Genomic DNA, 18,788 nt, shown 5'->3' with positions numbered 1-18,788 from the left:
TCCTATTTTTAATATAAAACTTAACAATTAGTTCACCAATAACCCTAAAAGAGAAACAGATGAAACGTTACATTGTTTTAATTATCGCTATTCCTTTGTCTGTATTTACCATATATACGCTGCTTAATAATCAGAATAAAACCGATGAGGTAGAAGCCCCAATAGCTATTGATATCGTTCCTGTTGATTCTGAATTTGCAAAACAAACACGTAAGCCATTACCAATCGATATGAGTAAAGATCCTATAAAAGGCGCCCCTTCAAAAGCAAAGTTAGCCGTTATTGAAAACTCATTTGACGCAATCAATAAACCTTCAACCAAGGCCAAAGAAATACTTAAAGCGGCAAAAGTACTGCCTACCGATTTACAAAATGAAGCCTATATAGAATTTGATCTAGCAGCGCTTAAAACCCTTGAAGCAGGGGATCATTTTGACCTAGCTATACCGCAAACTGCAGAAACCTACAGCGCTGAAATAACGAATGTTACCAATGCCAGTAACGGTGATAAAAGCATTGTTGGCCAAGTGATTGGCGCTAATGGAGCGTTGCATACCACTATATTAACCGTTGGTAATGACGCGGTTTATGGTCAATTTACTGCCCCAAGTGGCAATTATGTTTTTGAAAGCAAAGGCCAATACGGCTGGATTGCAGCAAAACGCGATTTATATAAAAACCATATAGAACACCAAGTAGGTGAACCCGCACCAAAAAATACTGACGGTGGAGATCCGTTTGCGCCCAGTGATGAAGAATCACCCTCAATTTAATTTTTAACCTCAACCAAGATGACTCAGCAGTAAAACTGCAATTACAAAAGAAAGGAAATACGACTATGAAAAAAATAATATCAACAGCCGCTATTGCAACGGCATTATGTGCCGCTAGCACAGTATCAGCAGAAACAATTGATATTGGTATTTTATATACCGACCAATCAGCTGCCGCTACCAGCAATATTAATACTAAAATTAATCAGCTTATTGCTTTTAGTAATCAAGTATATAGTCAAAATGGCGTTGATATAACACTGCGTTTAGTCGGTTCTCAAAACTTAGGCAACCATGCAATAACCCCTTCTGAAGATTGGCTTAACGCCGTGACAAATAGCAGCTACGTAGATGGTTTACGTAATGATTGGAAAGCCGACATGGTAGCCGTATTAGGCACAGGCCAAAGTGCAGGCAGCGGTTTAATCTCTTGTGGACTAGCATGGGTTGGTCAAGGTACGAATGGCAATTTATACAGCTCAATGAGTAACCGTATGTATTCAATAACAGCCGTTGATTGTGGAGCTACAACGTTCGTACACGAACTAGGTCATAACCAAGGTTTGGCGCATTCTCGTAAGCAAGGCGATACGGCCGGTGGCGTATATGTTGATGGTATGGGCCACGGTGTACAAAATGAATTTGCCAGTATTATGGCTTACCCGCATGTGTTTGGTAGTGCAACTCAGTACGATTATTTCTCTAACCCAAATTGGAGCGTAAATGGCATTTCATTTGGTGTGACCAACCAAGCATATGCTATTCGTACTGTAACCGACACAAAAACCAGTATTGCTAACTTTAAATAAACCCAATTCTAAGAATTAGCATTAAAAAAATGGGTAAAGTATTACCCATTTACACCAATTAAGTTTCCCTTGCGGAGCGCCTCGGCGCTCTTTTTAATGATTAACTGCTTTTATTGCAGGCATTAACGTTTTGCCATCGCTATCTACTTTACTCATTAGCGTTAACCCCATTACCTTGGCAAGTACAGGGTAAATATCTAAATTATTCACCAGTTCAATACTTACCCCTTTTTTAAACGCAGGGCCTGCTGCTACAAAGGTGGCAGCCATATCATCACTATAAGCATAGCCATGTGTACCTAAATAAGGCGCTTTAGTACCGTTACTAAATACCGCAGGCGCATTGGTTTGCACCACAATATCACCCACTCGGCTCCCACTATTATAATGGTAGCCTTCAAGCTGTTCGCTACTTAAAACACTATAACGCCCCTTAGCCGCTTTTTGTAAGCGTGCTTTATACGCGTCAATATCCGCATTTTTAGCATCGCTTTTAGTATAAATAAGTAAACGAGGACCGGTATTCACAATAATAAAATTATCATCTTTAGGTAAACTGCTAACAATAATGCTTTGCTCAGGATCAACCTGTGCCATACCATGATCAGAAACAATTACTAAATTAATATCCTGAGATAATTTGCTCAAGCGAGTACGTAATTGCCCCACTAAGGCATCTAACTTATGAACAGCATCACGTGTTTGTACTGCATCTGGGCCAAACTCATGCCCCATACTATCAACCAGCGAAAAGTAACTGGCTACAAAACGTGGGCGCTGCGCTTGAGGCAAACTTAACCATTGTACAATTTGGTCAATTCTGTCTTGGTAGTCACCTTGTTTAGAATAGTGAAAATAGTAATCAGGCGTCATACCATTAAAGCGCGCATCCGACTCAGGCCAAAAATACACCGCCGATTTAAGCCCATGCATTTTTACTAAATTCCATAATGGAGTACCACGTACCCAGGTACTGTCTTTTTGGCCTTTACCCATGCTGTAGCATTGATTATTGCGCGCTTTGTCACAAAATTTATTGTCAACAATACCGTGGTTAACGGGTAGTAAACCAGTAATCACCGAAATATGATTTGGAAACGTTTTAGTAGGGTAAACTGGCTGCATTTTTTGTGCTCTAACCCCTTGCTCAGCCATTGCTTTTAAATTGGGAGCACCGTGCTTTTCAATATAATCCCAACGCAAGCCATCAATTGAAATCATCACTACAGTTTGCTCTTTGGCTGCAAACGCATTACTCATCCCTAATAAAAGGCAAAAACAGACTGCCTTTTTGATCCACAACTTCATTTTAAACACCTATAGATGTATGTTAATTTTATAAAAAATAATACTAAAGCAAGTTGTTACTTTATGATACATGCTGATAGATTAAAGATGGCTCACTAAAAAATATAACTGTGCACTTAATAAGAGCCCAACGTGCAAAATAAAAGGATTGCCATGATCGACTTCAGCAGCAAAATCACCCCAGCGCGTATGCAGCGCACGACGGCCAATTTACAAATGGCGCTTGAGAGCGATCGTGGCCGAATTATTAATAGTGCAGCCATTCGTCGGCTGCAACAAAAAACCCAAGTATTTCCGCTGGAGCGTAACGCGGCAGTGCGCTCGCGCCTAACTCACTCATTAGAAGTACAACAAGTTGGTCGATTTATTGTGCAGCGTGTTTTTGCCAACTTAAATTACCAACAGCAAAAAGAATATGGTTTATCAGGCTTAGAACGCCCGCTAGAAACCCTAGTAGAAATGGCCTGCCTAATGCACGATATTGGTAACCCGCCATTTGGTCACTTTGGCGAGGCCGCCATTAATAATTGGTTTAATGCTAACTTGGCCAGTATTACGCCTGAGCGTTGCCAAACAGCCAATAGCAGTATAGGCGTTATTTTTAAACATTTAGCGCAAGATATCTGCAGTTTTGAAGGCAACGCCCAAGGCATTCGCATTATTCACTCATTACTGAGCCTAAATTTAACCTACAGCCAAAGTGCGGCAATTTTAAAGTACACCCGCCCTGCCAGCTTAGCGAAGCAAGATATCCCACAAAATAAAAACTACATTATGAAAAAAGTGGGCTACTACTACAGTGAAAAAAGCTTTGTAGAGGCACTGCAAACTGAGCTCAAAATGGAGCCGAATTGCCGCCACCCAGCCAGTTACATAATGGAAGCCGCTGACGATATTTCTTATTGCTTGGCTGACATAGAAGATGCGGTAGAAAAAGACATAATCACCACACAGTTATTATGCGAGCAACTAAAAAAGCAGTATCAAAAAGCGTTAATTAACTTAGCCTTAAACGACACCCAACATCAAAGCTTTGTTGATGATGCAATTAATTACGCAATTGAACGCGCGCAAGCACAGCCCTTTAATTTTAATAGTGAATTTTTTATTTATTTGCGTGTATCGTTACTGCACCCATTAGTAAATCATGCTGCTAAACGCTTTATTGAAAACATAGAGCCAATTTATCATGGTGACTTTAACCATGCATTATTAGAAGACCGCAGCTACCTGCATGCAGTAACCCAAGCCCTTAAGCAAGTGGCACTTGAGCATGTATTTTCTCATAAAGAGGTCGAAAAGCTCGAACTACAAGGCTACCGTATTATTAACGGCCTACTAGAATGCTATAAACCGTTACTGCAATTAACTAGCGACGACTTTAAACGCGCACTACATGGCGACAACCGTTTATTAATAGAATCGAGATTAGTTAAAAAACTCTCTAAAAAACATTTAAGTAGCTATCAGCACGCTATAAATGCCATGCAAGAAGAGCCCGACCACTTTGCAGCTTATGAGTTTTATTACAGATGTAGACTCATTCAAGACTACATAAGCGGCATGACTGACCAATTTGCTTACGACGAGTACCGCAGCTTAATGGTGATTGACTAATTTAGGCTTAGCGCGCGAAATTGCTAAACCCTAGATAATTTTTTACTTTACGCTTAAAATTAGTGCATTGATGCTTAACCGCTTTTGAGTTTTATGAAACCGTTACTGAGTTGCTTACTTTTTTGTTTTACTTTGTTTTATAGTGCCAGCAGTGTCGCTTACAACGAAGCGATGTGCATTCTTATAAAACAAGAAATACAGCAATATAGTAACGACAAAACTAGCCGTAAGTACCGTAACGCCGCTCGCGACTACAAAAAAAACTGCAGTAACCCAGCACGTACTCAACCAGCAGCAAAGCCTAAAGCGCAACCCATTATTGAACAATCCACCCCTGAGATTACAAAACCGCAAGTAACTGAGCCTGTTTCATCTGTTGTAAATACCCCTATTGCACAGAGTCAAACCCAGTCATCACTTGCACAGCAAAGCGCAAAATCAAACGTTGAACAAACAGTAGCAACAGCGTCTGAGCCAGATATTGAGCAAAGTATTAAACATACTCAAAGTACAACTGTTCCAGCATCAGCAATTACAGAGACAAATAAGTCACAAAGCAACAAAACAACAAATGATGAACAAACTGATGCTGCAACAATTGATCAGCCTAGCATTGATACAACCACGCAAAACAACACAACTCCAGCAGTTACAAAATCAACAGTGGAGCCTTTACAAACGGCCATGCCGGTTACCGTAAATGCCACAGAGCAAGTTAACGGTGTTGCCTCATCAATCCCTAAAAAATCAAATATGTTGTCGCTAGTATTACCCAGTGTGGCGCTACTCTTAGTGGTAATAATTGGGGTTGTTGTATTAATGCGCCTACGTAATGTTAAGCAAAATAACGAGCTTGCCGATACCAGTATGCCACTAGCTGCTCCCCCTACTAAGTGCGATGACAAGCAAAGTAGTACTGCTATTGATGAATCTAAGACTCTTGATACCAGCAAAAGCGAGCCAAAAACAACAACCGAAAGTGCCGAGCCAAACGCAAACGAAGTGAGCACAGCTAAAGTAAAGCAAATCCCGAATACCGCAGAGTTTGAAGCCGCCGCTAAAGCCACTTTAGAACGGATAAAAAATGCCACCGAGCATGCAGAGCCACAAGTAAGAGACTTTGATCCCGAAGCCAAACCAATCAAAAAACAGCGCAAGCCGGTTAATCAGCCTAGCGAGCCTGTACCAGCGACTAAAAAAGAAGCACCTATTGCAGCTGATCCCATTTCGCCTCAACAACCAAAGGCAGACTTACATTCGCCTAAACAACCGCGCTCACCGTTAACGCCATCTACCGAGCACGACTTTAAAGAGCCTGAAATACGCACCTTCGATCCCGACGCCCCCTTACCCACTAAAAAAAGTGCGATAAAACCAGAACAAGTAAAGGTATCGCCAGTTGAACCCACTAAGCCTGATATACCGCCACAAAGCAGTAACCCATTTGCTAACTTATCGCTTGATGAAAGTTGGGATCCAAATTCACCACAAAAACCGAAAGTGGAAGAAAAGCAACGCGCCCCTAAATCACAAGCACTAATTGAAGCTGAAGAGCGCGCAAAAAACATGCAAACAAAAGAATAATAGAGTACGCTGTACTTATTAAAAGGTGGCTTTAAATCTAATACCAATTCGCTTAATCAAGTGGTCTGTTTTGAGGCAGGAAAAATGTGTTAATAGCTAGGCAAAAAATTTGCTATTTAGCTGTTCTCGGCAATTGCTCCTGCATTGCTCTACCTTCTGCATCCATGCAGTCGTAAATGAGAATTTTTTAACGCAGGTAGCGACACGTTTAGCCCCGTAAAATGATTAAGTATTATTGCCGACTGATCTAGCTTAAGCGTGCATTCAGTTTCACCCACTACAATAGCCTACTTTTTGAACAGCGCCGGTCACAACCTAATGGCTAAAAAGGAGTAAACTATACATATGCATGTGATGTTATCAGCTAAATTAAGATACCTTATTTTTACCGCATCTTTTTGTCTGATGGCTTTAGTGAGTGATTACAGTAACGCAATTGAAGCAATTCAACCCAAAAACGAACAGCCCACACATACCACTACTTTAAATATAAGTACCGGCGAATGGCCCCCTTTTTTAAGTGAATCATTACCTCATCAAGGTGTGATTGCCCATTTAATCACCGACTTATTTGCACAAGCCAATATTAAGGTTAACTTTACCTTTTTACCCTGGCCGCGTGCTTACCACGACACCATTAATGATAAATACGCAGCCACCGCCGTATGGATGTTTGAACAACAACGTACTGAGGATTATTTTTACAGTGAGCCAGTGTTAAACGAGCGTTTTGTATTTTTTTATCACAAAAAACGCCCTTTTGATTGGCAAAACCTAAACGATTTAAAAGGCTTATTACTCGGTGGTGGGCTTGCTTACAGCTATGGCGAAGAGTTTGATAAAGCACTACAAGCGGGTCTATTTGATATGTCGCGAGTAAGTACCACAGAGCAAAACTTTAAACGCTTAGCTATGGGCAGAATAGATGCCTTTGCCGAGGAAAAAAGCGTAGGCTATTACACCTTGGCCAGTAAGTTACCTAACCTATTTAGCTCTATTAACCATCACCCCAAAGCTTTACTCATAAACCAAAGCTTTATGATGTTCCCTAAAAATAACAAATACAGTAAACAGCGGCTTGAAATTTTTAATCAGCAATTACTTAAATTTAAACAAAACGGCCGCTATCAAGCCTACTTTGATGCGTTAGATAATGGCGCTTATCAACCCACAAATAACGCCCTGGCCGACTGACCTGGCACGGGTTGCGAGCTACGAGCTAGGTTTTAGGCTTTAGGTTTTAGCACAAGCTCGCTGCTCGTCACTCGAAGTCCGCAGCCTTTACCACCGTAGGCGTTAAGCTTGCTGACGCGAAAAGCACCGCTTTTAAATTACGTTACTTTCACGCATTATTCGCCTCAAAAAATGAGGCGAATAGCGCACTTAATTGCCTCATTGTATTAATTGGTAAGTTGAAATCGTAGAAACCAGTTTTAGCTGTGATTATTTTAAACGCCAATTTTGGGTAACGAGCCGCGAGCGACGGACTATATTCAGCCTAGCACCTTTAACCTAGAACCTTTTACCTGTTCTCATCGCGTGCAGCTTGCTGACGCGAAAAGCGTAGCTTTTAATACTCAAAGCCCGCTCCTCGCAACCCGCCGCTCGTCACCTTTATTTATACATATCGCGTTAGCGAGTGCCGACCGCCCGAGGACACACACTCCCCACTCCAATGAAGTACACACGATAAATTAAACTTACTCAATCGCGGCTAATTTATTTACTTCTACCGGTTTTGCTAACGCCGTTTCATAAAATGCAAACACCTCTTTTACATAGGGCTGTGAATAATGCGTATCCAAAGCAGCTTGCGACGTAAATTGTTCGACTAAAAACAAGCATGTTTGCTCACTATTGCTGTATAGCTCAAATCGAATACAGCCAACCTCAGCCTGTGTAGGCTTTAAAATTTGCTGTAAACGCCCTTTACAGTCATCAAATAATGAAGCTTGAGGGGTTATTTTTGCCACTATATTAATCATCTTAAATCCTTGTTAATTAATTTAATAACCACAGCACGAATTGGCGGTGCTACGGTAAAGGCTACTAAAAAAGCCGCAGGCCAGGCATTAATAAATGCAGTTAGCCAACTTTGCACAAATGTATCGCTTAAACCTAAATTTACGTAGGTCACCCATGCAGATAGTAAAAACGACATCATGAACGAAAATACCAATGTAAATATAAAATGAATTTTCATCTTTCCTCCTTGGCGTTACTATATTCAAAAGCTTGGGGCTTCCATACTCACAAAAATGCAAACTAAGATTGAGAAACAGAAATGCTTGATGACATTCATTTATTTATAGAGGTAGCTAGGCGAAAAAGTATGAGCCAAACGGCAAAAGACTTAGGCTTAAATTTATCGACGCTATCGCGACGTATTCAAGCACTTGAAACCAAATTAACAGAGCCATTATTGCAACGTACAGCACGAGGAATCGTGCTAACAGCAAAAGGAGAGCAGCTCTATACATCGCTTTCAGATTCAGTGTTAGCGCTTAATAATCAAATAACCGCCCTTAATTGTGATAGCAATAGCAGCAATACTTTTTATTTATTATGCCCACAAAACATCATTGCAGATCTGCTTATGCCTGCGCTAAATACATTTATAAAAGATAATCCTTCGCTCAATTTTCACATATCACCGAGTAATGCTAATAGTCAGTTGAGCCAACAACGCTTTGACCTCGCTATTCGCATTGGCCAACAACAAGACTCAAGTTATTATCAAAAACGCTTAGGCGCTATTGCGGTTAAGTTGGTCAGCAAAAAAGATGCACCACAAACTCGCCTAATTTTACCTTACACTCAAACTCAGTTACCAACAGGCATGCTTAACAAACTAACAGAACTCTACAGCGATATAAGTTATTGCTTTGATATAACAATAGCCCGAAAAATGGTTGAAGAAGGAAATGGGGTTGGTTTATTACCTATGAGTGAAATTAGTTGTATTACTGACAAACAGGCTTTTGACTATATTGAATTACAGCCTGCTTTTGCAAACAGGCCTATTTATGCTCTATGGCATAACACACGCCAGCCAAGTAAAACGGCAAGTCAGTTAATTACTTTAATACAGGGCGTAATTGAGCAAACGCCATGCTTACAAGGTGATATTGTTGAGTTAGGTTAATGGGGTATTTATGCTGTAAGCGTTAAGCTTGCTGACGCGAAAAGCGTAGCTTTTAATGGCAAAACCCGATCTCCGCAACTCGATGCTCGTCGCCTTTATTAATATATGTCGCGTTGGCGACGGCAACCAAAGAGAAGTAATCGCCGACTTCTCTTTGGAATCTCTCGGCGCCCCGAGGATCACACTACTTCCTTAATTTAAATTAATAATATGAACGTAAACGCGATGAAACACGTCCGTGTGTAAGCATCGCTTAACGCGCATCCATGCGCTGCTATTACTCATCATTAATTCAATTTCGGGTGTGATCACGGGGGATTGTCTTGGCATTAGCCTTTAATTCATAATTATTAGCTGTTATTTTGGCCGGTCGTTCAATTTATCCTATATAACACTTTATAGGATAAATAAGGCCTGGTATGATTCATCGTCTTTTTATTTTGTAGTTGTTTAGTTGGTTATGGAAAACGGTGAAATTCTTGTTATTGATTTATTTGCAGGTCCTGGTGGGCTTGGCGAAGGAATTTCCGCAGCTAAAACAGAAGATGGCAAAGCACCTTTTCAAATAGGTATTTCTGTTGAGAAGGATGTAAATGCACATCAAACCTTAACTACTCGTGCTTTTTTCCGCTTACTCAAAAACAAGTCTCAGCCGTTAGATAATTACTATGATTACCTGCACGGGAAAATTACACGTGATGAGCTATTTGATCTTCATCCTGATATTTCATTCGAAGCCAATCAAGAAACATTAAACGGCGCAAAAGAGCTTGGTAAAGACAATGAACTTATACACAAGCGCATTTCTGAATTGGTAAAAAAGCATAAAGGCCCAAAAGTTATAATTGGTGGCCCTCCTTGCCAAGCATATTCATTAGCTGGCCGCTCACGTAATGCCGGAAATAAAAGCTATATTGCAGAAGATGATGCTCGTCACTTTTTATACAAAGAATATTTACAGGTAATAAGCCTAGCTAAACCAGATATTTTTGTAATGGAGAATGTTCGCGGAATCCTAACAGCCAAAGTTAATGGCCAAGTTATGTTTCCGCAAATATTGGAAGACTTGCGTAACCCTGGCTCAGTAACTAAACAAAAAAAGATTCCAAAATATAAAATCTACTCATTAGTCGTTGATGCCGAAAACCCAGAAAATCCACAATACAAAGACTCTGCCGATTTCTTAATTCGCTGCGAACAATACGGTATACCTCAAGCAAGGCATCGTGTGATTTTACTCGGCGTGCGTGAGGATATTAAAGCTACTCCAGAAACACTAAAACTATGCGAGCACCAAGTTACCGTAGAGCAAGCTATTAGTGACTTACCAAGTTTACGCAGTGGCTTTTCAAAACAAAAAGACAATGCAAAAGATTGGGAAGCAGCTGTTACTAAAAATGCAGATAAATTAAAGCAGATTCTAACAAAGCAATTTGACCCAGAATCAGCAAATAGCTTAAATCTTCAACCAAAAATCGGTTTATCTAGAATAGAAACTGTATTCAGCGACAAAACTCCAGCTATGCCAGAGTCATTAAAAGCCTGGTATATAGACCCTAGCTTAAATGTAGTGCTAAACCATGAAACCAGAGGGCACATGGTTGATGATTTACTACGGTACGCATACTGCGCTGCATATGCTCAAATAGAAGGCTCATCACCTAAATCTCGACACTTCCCCAAAGAGTTAGCTCCAGCCCATGCAAATTGGGATACAGGCACACACGCAGACCGTTTTAGAGTTCAAGTAGCAGATAAATACGCTACTACCGTAACAAGCCATATCTCAAAAGATGGTCACTACTTCGTACACTACGATCCGCAACAATGTAGAAGTTTGAGTGTTCGAGAAGCCGCACGCTTGCAAACATTTCCTGATAACTATCTTTTTGAAGGTACAAGGACAAATCAATACGTACAGATAGGTAATGCTGTACCGCCATACTTAGCTTTCCAAATAGGGCAATTAATAAGTAATTTTTTACTTCACACAAAACAATAGTTTTGTTAAGCAAAGTGAAAGCCTTCTTCTAAGGCTTTCTTTTCAATGTCTAATAAAGATAAACATTGTTTCTCAGTTGGTATCTTAGTAGGAATGGCTGCTGCTATATCTAAAATCCCCTTTTCTTTGTGACTCAATACAAACGAAGTTTTATTCCAATCTTGCATTTTCTTCCAGTATTTATCAATTTTATCGAAAACATATTTCTGAGCTTCGATACCATTATCGATGCCTTGGACAGTAGCAGCTTCTTTTTTCTGTTCTTCAGCTACAATAGGATCTATTAACATATTTTCTACAGCACCCTTTAAAGGTACATATGTATTTATTACATTTTCCCAACAATCGGGCTTTTTACACCATTCACCTATGTTAGTAACGTGTTGAGGTGTATCTTTAATTACTTCATTTACTTTTGCCGCGATATCAAGAAGGTTATTTAACAATTCAGCAGGTACCGATTGACTATTCCAAATTGCCATAAGGTCTAATAACTTACCTTTGCTATCTACCATATGTCGGAACTTTGATATTGTATAAGTAACGATATTGGCTTTATATCCGCCATACCACGGCTGTTTCATAAGTTGTTTATCTAATTCTTTGAATAAAATCGCTTTAGCAATTGATTCTTTGAAGAATAACTCATTGAATGGCTTATCATCTTTATTCCATTGTTCGGTCATCACATCAGCAAATCTACCGAAATTTTTCTGAGCACCTAGACTTACAATATGTGGCATTTTTTCCCATGAATTATAAAACTTAGCTAAATCTGTTTTAGTTAGCATTTGGGGTTTAGGATTAACCTTCTCAAATTTTTTCTGTTCCGCAGGAGTTAATTTGGTTTTGGCAGTCATGTATTGACCACGCGCTCTTTCATAAAACCAATGCGTTTCTTGAAGCCCACCTTCAGAAGATGGTGCCCAAATTCTTCTAGAAAGCTCTTCAAAACGCCAGTGAAAAGGACTGTTAGAGAAGAAATCTGCGGCATTCACCTTATTTTGAGTATTAGCAAACTCCGAGATTTTAGGAACAATTGTTTCTACAAACTCCGGTGGCACGATGGTTAATTTCACTTGAATAAAGACTTGAGATAAATCTGCTTTTTCTTTTTTCAATGTGTTGTATATTGACGCTGTTGTTTGGCCTCCATTCACGATTTGTAAATTTTTTAGTTTGGAGATCATGGTATTGCCATGCTCTTCATATGTCGTGATTTCTTCCGCTGTAGCTGTTAAACCATTATTAAATGCAAAAAACATATTTGGCTGATTTATAATGGTATTCCGCATTCCTTTATTTACTTTTCCTTTAAATTGAAGAAATGTTCGAACATTTTGCTCTAGTAGTCTTTCGGTATATTTGTCATAAAGTTTGGATAGTAGTGAGCCGGGTAAGACCAATAAATATGACTGGTATTCATCTGTTTGCGAAAACGCTTTCAGGCAAGGAAGGTAGTTACCAAACTCTTCTTTAAAATCAATTTCTATTGATTCTTTACCTGCTTTAGATGAGTCAATACGATAAATTCTCTCAATGTCCCAAATATCAAAATTAATTGTTATGCCATTATCGCAATCAACAGAGGGAATTGATTTAATTGACTTACTTATTTCACCGTTGGTAATTATAATAACTTTAACACTTGTGATCCCTGACGACTTAAGACATATCTCACGTACAAGAGGATAAGCAAGATCTGTCTCTTCCATAGTTTGATAGAAACTACTATCTAGGCTTCTTTCAAAAAATCGAACAGCCCTTTTTGAAATTTGTGTCGCTAGCGAAGTCGTTAAAGTTTCTAGACTATCTTTATAATGGGATACGATTAATGTCAGTACTCCATTTTCATCATTTTGGTGCCACGCATCTAGCTTAAGCCCTAATGAGTCTTTTTTATAACTGCAAAGGCTGTAATTCTCTATAACAGCTTGTTCAACCAAATAATCGCAAGCTTTTTCAACAAAAACAGGTTCATTAAATTTACTTCCAACTTCAGCCTCGCTATAAATTTCCTGCATAAAGTTTGTGTAAAATAATTCTAAACTCATACTGCTGATACCCACGGCTCTTCAATTAAAAATGGTTCACAATTTGTCAATTCCAAATCATAAGTAACGTTGCAAACCCCATTTGGAATATTTGATAGTGTAATTCTCGGAAAGTCTCCTGATACGTCGAAGAACTTTTTAGAAGCTATTATATAACTAAAAGTGAAATACTCTTCACTATGCACGTATCCAATGTTAAGTAAAGCGTCTTGGAATTTTTCAAGCTGCTGTGAGTGTCCCTCTTCTTCGAGTATGTTTTGAATACCTAAAATTAATTTAGGAAGTGAAAGGGCGTTTTGAGCTTCAGGCTCAGTTCTTCCTAGAGTGATCACGAATAAATAGAGCTCATCTAACTGCCCACATAGCTGTTCTGCGGATGAGATTTTTATTTTTGGTGATGATGTACCTATTTGGCACTTTACCTCTACAGCCGCATTTTGAATATTAAAATCTTGCGGACTGCCTTCCGGTCCAGTCCAGAAGTCTATTGCTTGAGCTACACCATACTTTTTTGCCAAATGATGATTTAAGTAGACCAACTCACCTATTAGTCCTTTAATGATTCGTTCTGGTAATAACTTTTCTTTATCTTTTTTTAAGAATTCTCTCCAGCGCTCAATTCTTCTAAAAATAACAGGCACTACTGCTGATGGTTTTAACACTCGCGTAGCAGAAATAATGTCATTGCATAACGAAAAAAATAGTTCCCAGTCGCTGGGGTTTTTGAGACTCAAAACTAATTGTTTAGTCTCTGCTATAGAAGTAACCTCTATTCCTAATAGAGAAGGATATTTGGGTGGCAATTTACATTCATTGGTTAATTTACAAACAAATAAGTATCTACCTAACCTATCTTTAGCCCAGTAAATATCTAAAGGATGCTTATGGTCAATTCGTCTTGCTGATAAATCTGCTTTTGGTGTTTTGATGCTTTCCCAAGGATTAATCATTTTCTAATTCATCCTCTTCTTCAAGTAAGCTGGCAAACTCTTGCTTCCACCATGTTGTATTAACGATGTATTCAACAAGATTTTCAGGTCTACCTTTACCTGCTTCGCCCGGAAAGCTAATACTCCATGCTAAAGCTGTTTGCTCCACTGCTGGTTCTTTTGCTTCGCCTAACTCACAATCTAATAGGTAAACGGTCAATAATGGGCGATCTCTTAATTGTCGTAATAACTTTCCTGATAGAGATCTTGGATTCTCTAGTTTTTCAACATGCGCATCTATTTTAGCTTTGTCTACTCCTGCTCTTTCCCATTTTGGGTCACTGAACCGCCTTTTGCTGGATGTTATAGCACTTTTCGTTTCTTTATACAGACTTACAGTCCGCATTAAAGGGTGCATGGTAATGCTTTGTCTTGAGTATGCCTTATATTCATTCTGAGGCTTAGAATTACTGATTAATTGAACGTCCCAATTGCAATTAATCTTTCCGATGTAATCTAAAATAGGCTTTGGTTCTGTCATTATAGAAGCTGGATGATTTGTATAGGCATCTATAAACCTTTTAATAGGCTCATCGCTAATATTTTGAAATAAATAATTGGTACTTGAGGTATTAATTAGGCTATTAGTAAGCAGTAAATCCTTTATTAAGTAATCTAAAGCTTTTTTGTTGCTGTCCTGTAAGCTGTTAGAAATACCTAAAACAGTAGTTTCAACATGTCGTCCATGTAAACTAATTTGCCTCAATACACTTGTACCTGTGCGCATCTTATTTCTTGCCGTTACAATAAGAGATTCAGGGTGACTGCGTACACATAATCCAAACTCTTCAGGTGTAAGTTTGGCATTTTCCATTCTTTTAAATTCATCTCTTAGTTCTTCGGTTACATCAGAGATATGTTCATACCAAGAAATTGCATCATAAGGCATATATAACCGACAAAGTTCAGCAAAACCGTCTCTATAGCCAAACCATCGGCCCATTTGCATTAAAGTGTCGTACATCTGCGTGTTTCGAATAAAATAACTAACTGTTAAGCCTTCTAAAGTTAGCCCCCTAGATAGGCTTAATCCACCAACAGCTATAATGCTCCTTCCTTTAGGATAATTTTCTTTTGTGTAATCTAAGGGTTCTGAATTCTTTGATGCATTGACTTCAATTGTTTTAATTGGGGATACGGCTCTTTTTAAAGTCAATTGGACTGTTTTCCAATCAAACTCAACACGTGAAAACTCTTTACCAAATGTTTCTTTCAAGTCTCTTATAGATGTATTTTTAATTGCTTGTAATTCATCTAACGCATAATGATTAATAATATTTAATCTAAGTTCATCAACATATTCATGTACTAGTAGTTTGATATGACTTTGTACATCAGTAAATCGACTAATGTTTATCAACATAGAATTATGTTTAAATTCTTGATCTCTTAATATCCGAATAGCTCTAATTAATATAAATGCCCTGATTGCCTCTTCTAGTGACGCAGGTAAAGCTTCAGGTACATAATCCTTTTTATGGGAAGGCGGAAGCAAATCTTCATAATCTAGCAACTCTCGAACTATGTCTAAATCAGAATCTGAGCTGAATACTCTCTTCGAGCCAACATAATTTGAGGGAGCGTCTAGACTGATGATAAAATCTCTTGGAAAAAGCTCATCACCTATCATTTCATCATTATTATCGGGATCGATAAAAATGTTTGCAAAAGGTGTCGCTGTGTAACCTAGATACATATTTTGTCGAAACAGCTTAAGTAACTCGCGAATTTTGCTATTAATTGCTGTCGCATCAGTGTCTTCTTTGTTTGTATTGATTGAAGCGTGGTCAGCTTCATCATCAATTAGAAGAAAGGGAAACTGGTCCAAATTAAGATTATTGTTTTTTAGCCAGTTTATTAGGTTTTGAAGTATAGCTTTGTTCTTTTTGATAACTAAGACTACAGGCTGATTAAAATTATCTAAGGTTGAGCCAATTTGTTTAGCTATACTGTTTTTAAAGTCATGAACAGTAGTTGTAAATGAAATTGGAACTTTATCATGTGAATATTTACCCACGCCAACTAGCCTATCTCTCAATGGGATATCGTCTAATTGTTTAGAGCTATCAACCCCTCTAAAGCCTTCATCAATCCTTTCTTGTGTCTGACTTCTGAGAGCACTCAATATACCAGCAAGTACGATAATAACTTTATAACCAGCATCTGCTGCTTTATTTATAACACCAGTATAATTAGCGGTCTTACCTGATTGCACGTGACCAACGACTAACCCCTTCCTTGACCAATCCCCTTCTTTTTTAGGGTTTTCTAAATGATCCAATATCTTGTCAGTAACTAGATCTAATTGCGTTACTACTTTAGGTGGAAAATTCGAATGGGATAAGTGTCTTTTATATCGATTCCAGAAGAACCAATCAATGTCGCCACGATTATCCTCTAACCACGGAATATAGTCCTTTGCTTCAAAATATGACCCTAAAGTCATACTTATATCAAATCGTTCTTCTAGTTTTGTGGCTATCAAATTAATATCGTTTTCATCATTAACAGATAAGCTATGAGCCATCATTTTTACTGTTTCAAGAATCATTTCTGAGTCAATCTGATCTAGTTCCTTTTCTCCGACTTTAGCTACTAAAAATTTTTCAGTTAAATCTTCTATTTGGTTTAGTTTAACGATATCGGTCATTATTCGAGTTCCATTTCTTTTATTATTTCAAGGCTTAAATCAATATGTGAAGCCATTGGCTCTATCTGAGTAATCTTTTCAACAATTTGTTCTTTAGATAATTTTTCATTTTTGTAGATCGGCAAAAATACTTGGATAATATTTTTCAATTCTTCTGTTGGCACACGCGGTTTAACAACATTTTCAGGTGAATTGGCAAAATCATTAAAATATAAGTCTGAAGGGAAAGAAGACTCTACAGACGTTAAAATATTGATAAACTCTTTTTGTAAATCATCTCCCAGTTTATTTTTGAGAGATTCAATTAAAGGGTGGCTTTTACTTATTTCATAACTCACCTTTCCGGAAGCTACATTCCTATTCCAAAACGGCTCTAAAACTTTTGACTTAAGTCGGTGACCTTTTTGTTTAAATACCCGTTTTCCAGAATATTCAACTTCAGAGATGATTTGTTTTAAACCTCTTCTTACGACTTCAGGAGGGCTTGCATTTGATTTTTTAACATCAATTTTCCAAATATGATCTAGTGAATTTGGTATATCTACTCTTACTCGAACTAATTTAGTCAACTCTTCTTTGGGTATTAATCTAAACCAAGTACTTTTGATAATTAATCTTTTGTTTCTATATACATAAAAGCCTTGGTTATGAAGGTATCCTCCATCTCCAGAATATTTCTCATATTCTTGAGGAGAAACTTTTGTATAGTGTGGGAGCACGAAAGGTTGGACTTTAATTTCTTTAGAGTCTACATAAATAGACTGTGATGGAAGCTCCAATGTAGCATTATGAGCAATGTTAAAGGGATCAATGCCTTCAAGGTTGCCACCATTTAAAAGTATTCGTATAGATTTTTTGCCGGGCCCTGCATTGAGAAAACGATGATATGTTAATTCAAGATGCTTTCTTGAATGATCAATGATTAAATTTAGCTTTTTTTCCCTAATGGCGAGAGAATCAAACGAATCTAATCTATCTAGCTTCCTCCATAATACAATTGTGCCGGAAGATTTTTGATCTAAGTTTAAAAGCAGCTCATTTAACTCTACAACTTGATGTAAATCATTTGAGTCTAAAACTTTTACTTTCCAACCTGTATCAGGGTTTTCAGTTATTTGGTCGAGATCCCACTCCATCGCAGAGATGCTATTTTCTTTTTTTGATACGACAGTTAGTTTTCTGCACTGGGAAAAAGAAGCTGTTTTAAGCCCTAGTCCAAATCGACCTAAATCATTATCCTCTCTAGATTCAAGCGGATTTAGGCTGCCAAGTTTCATTGCGAGCAGCAATTCTTGGTAATCCATTCCGTGTCCATTATCGGAAATTGCTAGCCAAGGCTCTGCATCATTCCAAGAAAAATCAATGTTGATGTCTGTCGCTTCCGCAGTAATACTATTATCAATAACGTCAGCTAAAGCTGTTTCCATTGAATAACCTATATCACGCAAAGACTCCATAAGTGAGGATGGTGAAGGGTAAAGGTTCTCATAATGCATTTTAAATCCCTTTCAAATTTAAGTTGAGCGAATACGTTTGAGCTTTGCTATCAAACACTTATCTTTTTAAAACTATATAACACCAATCTACCAACACACTCCAACTCCCCGTGATCACACCTGAAAGTTGTCAATTGATGAGTAATCACTTGCATGGATGCAAGTTAAGCCGTGACTTCGCCATGGATGGCGAATACACGGCGCTTACGTTCACATCAATTTTTAACTTGAGGACACAGTGTGATCCTCGGGTGCGCCGTGGGATTCCAAAGGGCGGTCGGCGGCAGCCGCCCTTTGGTTGCCATCGCCAACGCGATAAAACCTCGAATAGAGGTTATTAGCGCTTTGCGCGCGATCAAGC

14 protein-coding genes are annotated in these 18,788 nt (G+C 38.5%); 7 read left to right on the top strand and 7 right to left on the bottom strand.

The window, feature by feature from the left end; translation table 11 throughout:
- Positions 1-59: 59 nt before the first annotated feature.
- Both DK924_RS10095 and DK924_RS10090 read left to right on the top strand, forming a co-directional pair.
- Entirely contained in the window at positions 60-773 is a 714-nt protein-coding gene (locus DK924_RS10095) for a hypothetical protein (protein ID WP_109875061.1), read from the top strand.
- Between the two features lie 65 nt (positions 774-838).
- The gene (locus DK924_RS10090) at positions 839-1,582 is read left to right on the top strand and encodes a M12 family metallo-peptidase (protein WP_010389522.1); all 744 of its coding nucleotides are present in this window, start codon (positions 839-841) and stop codon (positions 1,580-1,582) included.
- Between the two features lie 93 nt (positions 1,583-1,675).
- Here DK924_RS10090 and DK924_RS10085 read toward each other — a convergent pair whose 3' ends face one another.
- Entirely contained in the window at positions 1,676-2,890 is a 1,215-nt protein-coding gene (locus DK924_RS10085) for an alkaline phosphatase family protein (protein WP_109875060.1), read from the bottom strand.
- Between the two features lie 153 nt (positions 2,891-3,043).
- Here DK924_RS10085 and dgt point away from each other — a divergent pair, with 153 nt between their 5' ends.
- The 3 genes from dgt (at position 3,044) to DK924_RS10070 (ending at position 7,285) form a co-directional block, all read left to right on the top strand.
- Positions 3,044-4,507 (top strand): dGTPase, encoded by a 1,464-nt coding sequence (gene dgt, locus DK924_RS10080; RefSeq protein ID WP_010389524.1) that lies wholly within the window; start codon positions 3,044-3,046, stop codon positions 4,505-4,507.
- Positions 4,508-4,600: 93 nt separating this feature from the next.
- Complete coding sequence (locus tag DK924_RS10075; RefSeq protein ID WP_109875059.1) at positions 4,601-6,091, top strand: hypothetical protein; 1,491 nt, start codon at positions 4,601-4,603, stop codon at positions 6,089-6,091.
- A 345-nt stretch (positions 6,092-6,436) separates the two neighbouring features.
- Positions 6,437-7,285: an ABC transporter substrate-binding protein gene (locus tag DK924_RS10070; RefSeq protein ID WP_055011579.1), complete on the top strand. Its 849-nt coding sequence runs from the start codon at positions 6,437-6,439 to the stop codon at positions 7,283-7,285.
- A 506-nt stretch (positions 7,286-7,791) separates the two neighbouring features.
- On the opposite strand, the gene DK924_RS10065 is transcribed toward DK924_RS10070, so the two are convergent.
- Entirely contained in the window at positions 7,792-8,076 is a 285-nt protein-coding gene (locus DK924_RS10065) for a putative quinol monooxygenase (RefSeq protein ID WP_109875058.1), read from the bottom strand.
- Entirely contained in the window at positions 8,073-8,294 is a 222-nt protein-coding gene (locus DK924_RS10060; protein WP_109875057.1) for a DUF2798 domain-containing protein, read from the bottom strand. The genes DK924_RS10065 and DK924_RS10060 overlap by 4 nt, the downstream gene beginning before the upstream one ends.
- Before the next feature lie 81 nt (positions 8,295-8,375).
- On the opposite strand from DK924_RS10060, the gene DK924_RS10055 reads away from it, so the two are divergent.
- Together DK924_RS10055 and DK924_RS10050 are read left to right on the top strand one after the other, a co-directional pair.
- Positions 8,376-9,236, top strand: a complete 861-nt coding sequence (locus DK924_RS10055) for a LysR family transcriptional regulator (protein WP_075170082.1) — start codon at positions 8,376-8,378, stop codon at positions 9,234-9,236.
- Between the two features lie 460 nt (positions 9,237-9,696).
- On the top strand, positions 9,697-11,238 hold the full coding sequence (locus DK924_RS10050; RefSeq protein WP_109875056.1) for a DNA cytosine methyltransferase: 1,542 nt from the start codon (positions 9,697-9,699) through the stop codon (positions 11,236-11,238).
- A 5-nt stretch (positions 11,239-11,243) separates the two neighbouring features.
- Here the strand turns inward: DK924_RS10050 and DK924_RS10045 are convergent, their stop codons facing one another.
- The 4 genes from DK924_RS10045 to DK924_RS10030 are packed head-to-tail and all read right to left on the bottom strand — an operon-like array spanning position 11,244 to position 18,358.
- Entirely contained in the window at positions 11,244-13,292 is a 2,049-nt protein-coding gene (locus DK924_RS10045; RefSeq protein WP_109875055.1) for an AIPR family protein, read from the bottom strand.
- The gene (locus tag DK924_RS10040; protein WP_109875054.1) at positions 13,289-14,242 is read right to left on the bottom strand and encodes a PD-(D/E)XK motif protein; all 954 of its coding nucleotides are present in this window, start codon (positions 14,240-14,242) and stop codon (positions 13,289-13,291) included. Before DK924_RS10040 ends, DK924_RS10045 begins: the two co-directional genes overlap by 4 nt.
- On the bottom strand, positions 14,235-16,931 hold the full coding sequence (locus DK924_RS10035; RefSeq protein ID WP_109875053.1) for a Z1 domain-containing protein: 2,697 nt from the start codon (positions 16,929-16,931) through the stop codon (positions 14,235-14,237). The genes DK924_RS10040 and DK924_RS10035 overlap by 8 nt, the downstream gene beginning before the upstream one ends.
- A complete protein-coding gene (locus tag DK924_RS10030) occupies positions 16,931-18,358 on the bottom strand; it encodes an ATP-binding protein (protein WP_181388769.1) in 1,428 nt (475 codons plus the stop codon). The genes DK924_RS10035 and DK924_RS10030 overlap by 1 nt, the downstream gene beginning before the upstream one ends.
- Positions 18,359-18,788: the final 430 nt, after the last annotated feature.

The organism is Pseudoalteromonas sp. meg-B1, from assembly GCF_003173795.1.
GTDB classification, from domain to species: domain Bacteria; phylum Pseudomonadota; class Gammaproteobacteria; order Enterobacterales; family Alteromonadaceae; genus Pseudoalteromonas; species Pseudoalteromonas undina.
Note: the sequence above shows the minus strand (reverse complement) of the source record. Positions and strands in the feature narration are given on the sequence as shown.